We start from the raw sequence: 9,885 nt of genomic DNA, 5'->3' as shown, positions 1-9,885 counted from the left end.
TTCTCCGCAATTTAACTCTATATTTTACTATGGCAATAATTGCACCGATTTTGTCCCTGCCGGAACGGTTACAGTCACATATCCGCTTCCCGAACCCACGATGGCGGCTGGAGCTCCGTCAAGGTTCACCCCGGTGATGCCCGGATAATTGAAGGTCACGTTGACGTTTGAATTTGTTGCGATTTTACCTGTCTTTCCTCTCATATGAATCGAGACATTCGAGGGAGAACTGAACCCATAGCCTGCACCGTCACTGAAGCTTTTGCCTGATCGGATAAAGTAGAATGATGTTTCGGTCCCGTTTTTACGATATGCCGCTACATAACCCCAATAAGAGACTCCGTTATAGCTTTTGCTCGATGAATTGCTGGTTGTGAAAACATAGTCGATAATACCGTTTCCGTGGTTTACCGATGCTCCCGTATATCCGGAGCCGGCCAAACGTGTCATGGTTGCTTTCGCATGAGTCGAATCGCTGGGGAACAGGAGGGTAAGGAATCTCGCATTGCCAGTTGTATCGGCTTGATACTTCGCTTCCAGGTACTTACCTTCGAAGGAGTTGATAAAACCTGTTATAGCACCATTTTTCAAAGTAACTGAAGTGGGCGGGGTAGCATAAAATACATTTAATTTAACATCTGTTTTATTTAGTAAAAATCCATTGATTGTGGCTTCATATTCCGTATCGGAAGTAACTGTCGTGATCCCTGTGCTGCTTTTCGTATTAGGATGTAAAGCCGTATAGGCATAACCGTTTGCAGCGGTTGTGATTCCATCCCGCATAATGAAATAGCCGTTCGCACCGTCTTGCGGATGCACAAACAAGAAATCTCTGCTGTGTGAATCGTTTAAAAGCGCAGGACCGTCAAGACCTTGAGCATAGTCAAAATAAGTACTGGTAAAGCCTTCGCTTAAGCCGCCCCCGTACTTGGTAGTATGATTGGCGTCACGGTCCGTATAAAGTGAATTATTGGCCCAGACGGCACCATTTACATAAGTCCATGTATAGGTAGTACCGGCAGCTTCCTTCGAATTAAAGATAACCTGTCCGGCTGAGCTTGCCGCCCCTTCATCCACCAGCAAAAACGACACAATCTTGTCCGACAGGTTGCTGTTTACATAGCTTGTTACATCAACTTCTTTCCATTCCGCTCCTGCAGTTACGGTAAAGCTGGTAATATAGGTGGTTCCTGCAGGCGCATTGTTCCACGTGATTCCCGTCTCTGTCCAGGACTCATCGGACGTGCCGTATACTTTTATCGTCCTTGGTGAATCAGTACCTATACTGTCTACGTAAACCCTCAGTTTTGCGTTTGAAGCGCTAGGCGCCAGGAATGGATAGAAATTGAATTTAACATAGGCCTTCCGGGCATAATTCGCGAGATCCGATTTAACAATCATGGTGGGATTAGTGCCATAATTGGTGTCGGCATAAGTACCGCTTCTCACAAAGGCATCTGCACTGGCACGGGCAGTATATGTCGGCTGCGATGATGTTATAACAAGCTCAGGTGCGTTATTGTTCACTACTGTGTGGTCTCCATAGCCCGGATACCCCGAATTGGTCAATAGATGTTCACCATAACCGGCAAGATAGATTGCATTCGTATCCTTATGCGCATGCTGCGGCTCCACACTTACATTGGACAATGCCCCCATCAATCCATTCGCAGAACCGGAATTGTCACGGAAATAGCCCCCGCCATCTTTATAAACCACGCTCTTTGTCGGCATTTGCGCCGACGGCAGATCAGCATCGGGAACAACATAGTTCAGCAGCCTGCCCCGTCTCGTTTTACCCTCGTTATACCAGGCTGCATATTTTGCAGCATCGCTTGAGAATTTTGCCGCCCGGTATGCAGGCATGCTTCCTTCTTTCGCATAAAACGAGCCGGCTACAAGTGCCGTATCTCCGAACATGGCAGGACGCTTGAACGGCGTTGACGAATAGCCGAGAACATGCTCATAGGCAGCAATAATCGTCGGATTGGAATAGTACCTGTTATCTATGCCCGTATGCTCCAATACATCCATATACATGCTTTTCACATACCTGTCATTTCCCAGGAATCTGGCATCCGCATACCCCGCAGATAAGTGTGTAGCCCCTCCGCCTATCTCATATATGAGCCTATCATAGTAAGTATCATCCGGGGTAGTCCTTACCCCCTTATACACATCCCATGTACCATGAAGGCCATACCCCGCCAATTTCCAGTTAACCGTGTAAGGAATCGAATTCACTAAGCTCTCAATCGTGGTTTCACTTAATGTTCGATCTCCCGAGGCCATGTCATTATATACCGTGTCAAGCGCAATGATAGCGGTAAATAGCGTATTTGCCGGCGGTACAACTTCATCCCACAGCGCAGAATTAGCAACCGCCATAGTAGGCAAATCATTCAAGATTACATTTTTGATACGGGTAACATAAGTAGACTTATTAGTCGGGTCAAGGATATATGCCAGAGCAGTAGCATCAAGATACGCGCTCATTTTCAAACAATTTTCACGATTGGTGCCTCCCAGGGTAAGACCTGCATTTGAAGTGGCGATGGCATCGGTTTTCATTCCCAGCCAAGGAGCCGAACTGGATTTGCTTTGCATCGCAGCGAAATCAGATGAATGAATCAGCAAAAATGGGTGAGTAACGGCAGCAAATGCCGTTTTCGTTTGGGAAGGAGCAAAGATTGCATCAGAAATACTAATAGTCAATACAAATACAAGCAAATAAGACAATACTTTTTTCACCATAAATCACACCTCTTTCATTAGTTAATTTAAGCTAATTTAAAACTGAAAAGAGTAACTGGACGGCGAACATGATCTGAGATGTCGGCTTAGATGTTGGCGATCTATTAGCGATCGGGCTATCACCTCCCCGTCAAGGTCATGGTCGCATACTTTTCCTAGTACTAGTCTGTTTGATTGATTTCAGTATAGGGAGTAAACCGACTCTATGGCTATTTGCAATTTAATTGGTTCTGCTCACTTCATGACCATGTCATCAAATGGTAAGCTCGACTGAATTTACTCATCATCGGTAGAATGCAAAAAAGAGGCTTCAGCCACTATGGGCAACCCGCCTCTTATCGTTTTGGTATACAGCGCGATATCATTCCAGCAGCCTCAAATAATCCTCATGCTTACTCGCATTTTCCCGATAGGAGCTAGGCGACATGCCCATCATTTTATGAAACACCTTACCGAAATAACCGACCTCGTGATAGCCGCAGCGAGATGCAATTTCCTTTACGGAGAGATGGGGATTTTGCAGTAACTCAGCGGCTTTTTCTATTCTTCGATTACGGAGATAATCCATGGTGCTGACATGATAGTAAAGGGGAAACCTTTTACATAAGTAGTACTTGTTAAGTCCGGCCACCTCTGCTAAACGATCCAAGGAAAGGTCAGAAGCATAGTGATGATCGATATGAGTTGCAACTTTACGGTAGGCAGCCGGTATCTCGTGTTGAGAGACGGCTTCTTTGCTTTGCAGAAAACGCTGAAGCGCCAGCACCCATTCATAAATACGCAGGGATAGATCAAAGCGGTCACCAACCTGCTTTTGACTCACATCTTCATATAGCTTCCATAGCAAATTTACGGGCGGCGCCTCGGGAGGCAGGGCAATGAGGTTGTTGTGTTCACCGAAGAGCTCTTTCCGCAGCCCTTCTCCGCGAATGCCCTCGAATCGAATCCAAATGAATTCCCATGGCTCTGCGTTTTTTGGAGGATACCAGTAGGCATGATTACTCGGGATTTGAACCCACAGTGCCTGATGTTTACCGATCTCCATCAGTTCCTCGCCTATGCGCAGCATGCCTGCTCCTTTCATCGTAAATTGAAAAATGAAGCCGGTTCCATCACGTTTCATACCGTCCCAGTGGTAGTTGGCATCACACGTGATTTCATGGCCGATGGACACAAGTTTAAATAAGTGACGATCTTCGTTGGTATAACGGAATCCAAAAGTTTTTTTCACAATTTTTTACCACTCCGATTCAAAATGTTCCTATTTTTCATTGGTTACCAAAGGGGATATACTCATTTTGTCGGATAATATATTACCACAATGGAGTGTGTTTCTCTATGCTGAAATCGAAGTGGATACAGGATTGCTATGTCCAGATTGAGGGTTCAAAATTAAAAGTTGGCAACACTGCGATTGAACGCAGTTGGGCTTTCGAAGAAAGAGGGCCGATCAGCAAGTCGATCTATGATAAAAAGAATCAAGTGGAATGGTTGTCCCGGACGAACGAAACAACGATGTTTCAGTTTCCTTGGCTGTCACCATCGGCAAAGTTGACGAACGCTTCTGTTACCGCTAGCGAAGAGGATGACTACGGCATTTCCAAGCCGTATTTGAGGCTGGATGTGGACATGGCCTATGACCACGACGATGAACGCTTAACCATCCGGTTAACGCTTAAAGTGTATCCGGGCTCCTCTTTTATCCGCCATGAGTATTCGGTGTTGGCCGGCAAGCCGAACGCTGCGGGAGAAGCCGAATCAGATTCAGCTGCGTCCTTTGTAGCCCTAATTCAACCGGATCGCCAAGCCTTCTCTAGTACTGAAGATAAGCTGCAACTGGATGACAATAATAAGGCACGCGGGAAACTAGGCGGAGACTACTGTGATTGGCTCCCCATCCAGCATTTACATTGCCGATGGGCGTGTGTCGGCTTTCGTGATCAGACCGACACGCATAATAATCTGATAAGCAAAGAAAGCGGTTTATTGTACGTCAATGAGCAGTTGAGCTTGCGCGGCAACCTGCTTACACTCAAATCGACGCTTGGTACTGGCGGACTTATGGTTGCGAAGGAGGGGCCGACCCCTCTTGGGGATTTACAGCCGGGGTGTACCGATTTTTATTTTCACGGGAAACGCCTCTCCGTAAAAGGTTCAGGCATCACGCAATCGGACCTATCTGCTGGAGAGACCATAACATCCTATGGAACGATGGTTGGGGTTTATGACGGAGATGCCTTTAGCGAGCATCGGCTGATGCATGACTACCACAGAAATCTCCGGCATTATAAGCCGGACAGGGACAGCTTTCTGATGAGCAACACATGGGGCGACCGTTCCAAAGACGGTGCTTTGAATGAAGCTTTCGTGCTAGATGAACTGCGAGCAGCATCGAACCTAGGTCTGACTGTGCTACAAATCGATGACGGTTGGCAAAAAGGAGTCACCGTCAATTCCGTCAATGCCGCGCCAGGAGGCGGTCTTTGGAGCCATTATTACAGCGGGAACGGGCAGTTTTGGCATGTTCATCCTGAACGGTTTCCAAATGGTTTATCTCCACTTGTGAAGTCAGCTGCTGAGAAGGGCATTCAGCTTGGTTTATGGTTTTCACCGGATTCCTCCGACGATTATGTCAATTGGGAGAAAGACGTTACCACATTGCTCGGACTGCACGAAGCGTATGACATCGTGGCATTTAAACTAGATGGCATAGAAATTCGTTCAAAGCTTGGAGAAACTAGACTTCTTACGATGATGCGCCAAGTGGTTAAAACCACGGGAGGTAAAGTGGTATTCAATATCGATGCGACGGCTCGTACGCGATTAGGGTACTTGGGTCAAACGCAATATGGCACGATTTTCTTGGAAAATCGCTATACAGACTGGGGCAATTATTATCCCCATTGGACACTGCGTAACTTGTGGACGCTGCTTCCTTATTTTCCAGCAGACAGATTGCAAATGGAGTTTTTGAATGTTGAGCGGAATCAAGACAAGTATGAAAATGATCCATTGTCACCATTTCATAGCGGGCAGGTGTATGCCTTTATGGTGGTCGCCTTTACAAATCCATTGGCTTGGATGGAGACAACGCGGCTCACTGCAACACAGTCAGTAGCGTTAAGCAACGTGATTGAAGCAGTCAAACCTCATCATCCTGCTATACTGGGAGGGCATGTATTGCCTCTAGGGGAGGAACCGTCAGGGGCTTCCTGGACAGGGCTTCAAAGCATCATCGATGAGCATAACGGATATCTGCTTGTGATTCGGGAAAAGCATACGCGATCAGAGTATGCCCTGAAGCTTTGGGGAGTCGAGCCTTTATCCACACTTTGCCTAACTGAGATCATTCGGCTGGCAGACAAAGATGTCGTGATTTCGAACCGTGCGGAGGAAACGGTAGAGGTAGAGGCAGACGCCAATGGCTATGTCTCATTCAAGCTTTCGGCACACTTCTCCTTCTCCCTGTATCGCTATCAGATCGCAGAGTAAATCCTCGACTGATTCCTGGAAGCCAGTTACGATTCAATTTAAGGTGGGAGAAGCGAGTACATTTATTCGGAAGTGTGAAGCACGCAAGAGCCCGGGGACATGAACCATGTTCCCGGGCTCTCTTCAGCTTGTACGTAGTTCCGGTCGCCCCTCATGGATCGCAAGCCGGCTTAATCGATCTGTCGTGCACAAGCCGATTATACATATGCCCCTTCATTGACTTCGACTTCCTCATTGGGACTGAGGCTAAGAACTGCCGTTTTATGGTCATACAGCCTGACTACCTCCACTTGTACATCATTCTGTTCAGTACCAACGACTGTACGGATCTCGCCATTTCGATTTGTAATCACCCTGCACGTCCCCTTCACGCTGTACAGCTCCTTGCCGCCAACGGCTATTGAAGCGGATTCGGTGCCCCTGCGCAGGACTGCCCGCCCGCCAGGCACATCCATCTCATATACGGAGGCTTGAGCCTGCTCCGGCAATCGGCAATTCCACGCTAGCTGCTGCCCGGTTTCTTGAATCCCATATAACCGCGCCGTATAATCGATCATGACACACATGCTAGGGGAATATTTTTTGGCCATGCTGAATTCTCCCGTGAACGGATTCATCTCTTGCGAGAAATCAGGACTGGCGACCAGGGCCTTGACCCACATCTTCATCATAAATGTCAACTCTGAGGGCTTCCGGTAATGCTCAAACCACCGTGGAGCCCGTAATGCCGTTAATGCCTGAGAGGGGCCGCACCAGGAATTAAACGGCGGCTTGGGGTCGTATAGAGGATCGGAGACGGCAACCGACGGGAGGGGATAGGGAGTCCAGAACCCATACGGATTTTTGATATGTCTGCCAAAGATTTGTTCAAATAGCGGCTGGTCTGCCACATGCTCGCATAGCACCCGAGTCAAGGTATCGGATACGATTCTCACGAAGCGGTTATTGCAGTCCAGATCGTAGAAGCAGCTGCTTTCGGGATCATACAAATGGGACAAGATGGCCCGTCTCGTCAGCTCCGCTTTCTCCAGCCACTCCTCCGCTTCACTCTCGCGCCCCATTTCCCGGGCCATGGCGGCAAGCGCAACCCTTCCTCCATACAAGGTTGCCGATAGATCCGGAGCAAGCCAGGGCAAGGTCCCTACATTGTGGCAGATTCTGGCGTCATTATCCGGGCATTCATGGGCGCTTCCTTTGCACAAGCTGTAGAAGCGGTTGCTCCGGTCATGACCGGTATCGTACTCACAAAACAACTCGCAAAGATTCAGTCCGCGAGGATCACGGTACTTCTTCAACCAATCGTCCCAACGTACACAACTAGAATACGCCTCTTCCAGAAAAGCGGCTTCCTTGGTTTGTTGGTAAACCTCGAAGGCTGTTTTTGCAATGGGCACTACCATTTGAATCTGACCGGTCCCGATTTTTCCGCTTCTAATCCAGCAGGGCAAATAACCATCCTCTTTTTGAAATTCAAAAAAGATTCGATGATTGGCCTTTGCTACCTCCATGTTATACATACTGCCGTAGACCAGCCCCTCAAAAGGGCCGCACTCCAGCCATATACCCGAATAGACCGCTCCCTCCACCAGAATAGGCATTTGCAATTGGCGCCCCTGAACCGTATAGGGATTGGAAACGTTCCCGGCAAGCCCGTTGACCGCGCTTTGGTACTTCTCCTGAAGTCCTTTGTCATCCGTTAGGAAAGTTATATTTTTCAAGCTGATCTCCTTCCTCCTTCATCTCATCTATGACTCCGGCGTGAAGCACGCAAGAGCCCGGGGACATGAACCATGTTCCTGGGCTCTCTTCGCTATCCCTCTATTGGAGCTGCTCCAGCGATGTGTTGTCGAAACTCGCTTGAGCGTTCGTGGCCCGGAACCCGAAGCCGCCGCGCGGCAGCGTCGTGTCGTAGGCGCTGAGCTCGAACGTACCATTCACGTACAGCTTCAGCAAACCGCCCTCTACCGTGACCTTCAGCGTATAGTCCGTTCCGGCGGAGACCGTGTACGACTTCTCCGCGAGCACGGTCGGCGTCGCGAGGGCTGGCAGGCCGCTCAGCACCTTCTCGATGCGCAGCTTCGTACCGCTGCCGGAGTTGTACAGAAGGAAGCGGTAGCCATCGTTGATGCCAAGCGAGCGGGCCACCAGTCCGGCGCTGGCCGGCGTCGCGCCCCAGGCGACGACCTTCACCTTCGCCTGTCCGCTGTAGGCGTACAAGTCGTTCTGCTGCCGCGTTCGCACCTCAGAGTTGCTAAAGTTGAGCGAGTCGGTATACAGCTCAGAGTTGATGATCGACCAAGGCCCACGGCCGATTTCCCACTTGTCCCCGATAATCTCCATCACCTTGACATTGTCGAAGTACGTATCGCGGCGATGCGCGGCCAGTCCGACATACCCTTCGGTAATGTCCGAATCGGTCGCCGTCACATAGAGAGTCCCGTCGACGTACAACTTGAGCGTATTGCCGCTGATCGTGCCTTTCAGCTTGTACGTAGTTCCGTTGTTCATCGTGAAAGGCGTGCTCGCGAGCACTGTAGTCGTGCCGGCGAATATCTTCTCGATCTGCAGTGACGGGGTCCCGGCCTGCACGTAATAGCGGAATGTATAGGTATTGAGCGCGTCCTGGTACCGAGCCATTAATTGGACTGCGTTGTAGGTGGTCGTAGACGACACCGTCGTCACATCCGCTTCCACGAGCACGTCCGTCCACGTGGAAGTCGTGATCGTCTTGGCGTTCACGATGGTGTCGTCCGTCTGGCGGTACACTTTGCCAGCGCCTTGGGTCACGACACTCCATGTCCCGTTAATCGGCTTCCAGCCGGTCGCCGAACCGCTTTCGAAAGCATAGAACTCGTTCGTCAGCGGATCGTCACCTGTAATCTCCGCTACCTTGATATTGTCGAAGTATGCATCGCGGCGATGCGCGTTCAGTCCGACATTTCCTCCGACGGCAATTGCAGAATCGGTCGCCGCCAGATAGAGGGTCCCGTCAACGTAGAGCTTGAGCGTATTGCCGCGGATCGTGCCCTTCAGCTTGTACGTATTCCCGGTCGTCATCGTGAACGGTGTGGTCGCGAGCACCGTAGTCGTGCCGGCCACTATCTTCTCGATCCGTAGCGACGGAGTGCCGGCCTGCACGTAATAGCGGAACATGTACGTATTGAGCGCGTCCTGGTACCGGGCCATCAGATGAACCCCGTTGTTGGTGGTCGTGGACGACACCGTCGTCACATCCGCCTCCACGAGCACGTCCGTCCACGTGGAATTCGTGATCGTCTTGGCGCTCACGCTGGTGTCGTCCGTCTGGCGGTACACCTTGCCCGCGCCTTGGGTCACGACGCTCCATGTCCCGCTAACCGGCTGCCAGCCGGTCGCCGAACCGCTCTCGAAGTTATAGTACTCGTTCGTCATCTCCGCTACCTTGATATTGTCGAAGTATGCATCGCGGCGATGCGCGTTCAGTCCGACATACCCTCCGGCGGCAATTGCCGAGTCGGTCGCCGTCAGATAAAGGGTCCCGTCGACGTACAGCATGAGCGTATTGCCGCGGATCGTACCCTTCAGCTTGTACGTATTCCCGGTCGTCATCGTGAACGGCGTGGTCGCGAGCACCGTAGTCGTGCCGGCCACTATCTTCTC

At 50.1% G+C, this 9,885-nt stretch carries 5 protein-coding genes; 1 reads left to right on the top strand and 4 read right to left on the bottom strand.

Translation table 11 applies throughout. From position 1 onward, the window contains the following. Positions 1 to 27: 27 nt before the first annotated feature. Complete coding sequence (locus PKO02S_RS30600; RefSeq protein ID WP_127588845.1) at positions 28 to 2,754, bottom strand: CBM96 family carbohydrate-binding protein; 2,727 nt, start codon at positions 2,752 to 2,754, stop codon at positions 28 to 30. A 361-nt stretch (positions 2,755 to 3,115) separates the two neighbouring features. Next, positions 3,116 to 3,985, bottom strand: coding sequence for a helix-turn-helix transcriptional regulator (locus PKO02S_RS30595; protein WP_127588843.1), 870 nt, complete (start codon positions 3,983 to 3,985; stop codon positions 3,116 to 3,118). Positions 3,986 to 4,092: 107 nt separating this feature from the next. Between PKO02S_RS30595 and PKO02S_RS30590 the strand changes: the two genes are divergently transcribed. Further along, positions 4,093 to 6,246 carry an alpha-galactosidase gene (locus PKO02S_RS30590; RefSeq protein WP_127588841.1) on the top strand — a complete coding sequence of 718 codons (2,154 nt, stop codon included), beginning with the start codon at positions 4,093 to 4,095 and terminating at the stop codon, positions 6,244 to 6,246. Positions 6,247 to 6,443: 197 nt separating this feature from the next. Here PKO02S_RS30590 and PKO02S_RS30585 read toward each other — a convergent pair whose 3' ends face one another. Together PKO02S_RS30585 and PKO02S_RS32665 are read right to left on the bottom strand one after the other, a co-directional pair. Beyond that, positions 6,444 to 7,844, bottom strand: a complete 1,401-nt coding sequence (locus tag PKO02S_RS30585) for an MGH1-like glycoside hydrolase domain-containing protein (RefSeq protein WP_127588839.1) — start codon at positions 7,842 to 7,844, stop codon at positions 6,444 to 6,446. 220 nt (positions 7,845 to 8,064) lie between these two features. Continuing rightward, the coding region (locus tag PKO02S_RS32665) for a 3-keto-alpha-glucoside-1,2-lyase-like domain-containing protein (protein WP_373865253.1) at positions 8,065 to 9,885 on the bottom strand (1,821 nt) is incomplete at its 5' end.

This window comes from Paenibacillus koleovorans NBRC 103111 (genome assembly GCF_004000845.1).
GTDB classification, from domain to species: domain Bacteria; phylum Bacillota; class Bacilli; order Paenibacillales; family NBRC-103111; genus Paenibacillus_AA; species Paenibacillus_AA koleovorans.
Note: the sequence above shows the minus strand (reverse complement) of the source record. Positions and strands in the feature narration are given on the sequence as shown.

Bases quoted from the DNA above. Each gene is read 5' to 3' on its own strand.
- PKO02S_RS30600 (WP_127588845.1), bottom strand. From the start codon at position 2,754: ATGGTGAAAAAAGTATTGTCTTATTTGCTTGTATTTGTATTGACTATT.
- PKO02S_RS30590 (WP_127588841.1), top strand. From the start codon at position 4,093: ATGCTGAAATCGAAGTGGATACAGGATTGCTATGTCCAGATTGAGGGT.
- PKO02S_RS30585 (WP_127588839.1), bottom strand. From the start codon at position 7,844: ATGCCTATTCTGGTGGAGGGAGCGGTCTATTCGGGTATATGGCTGGAG.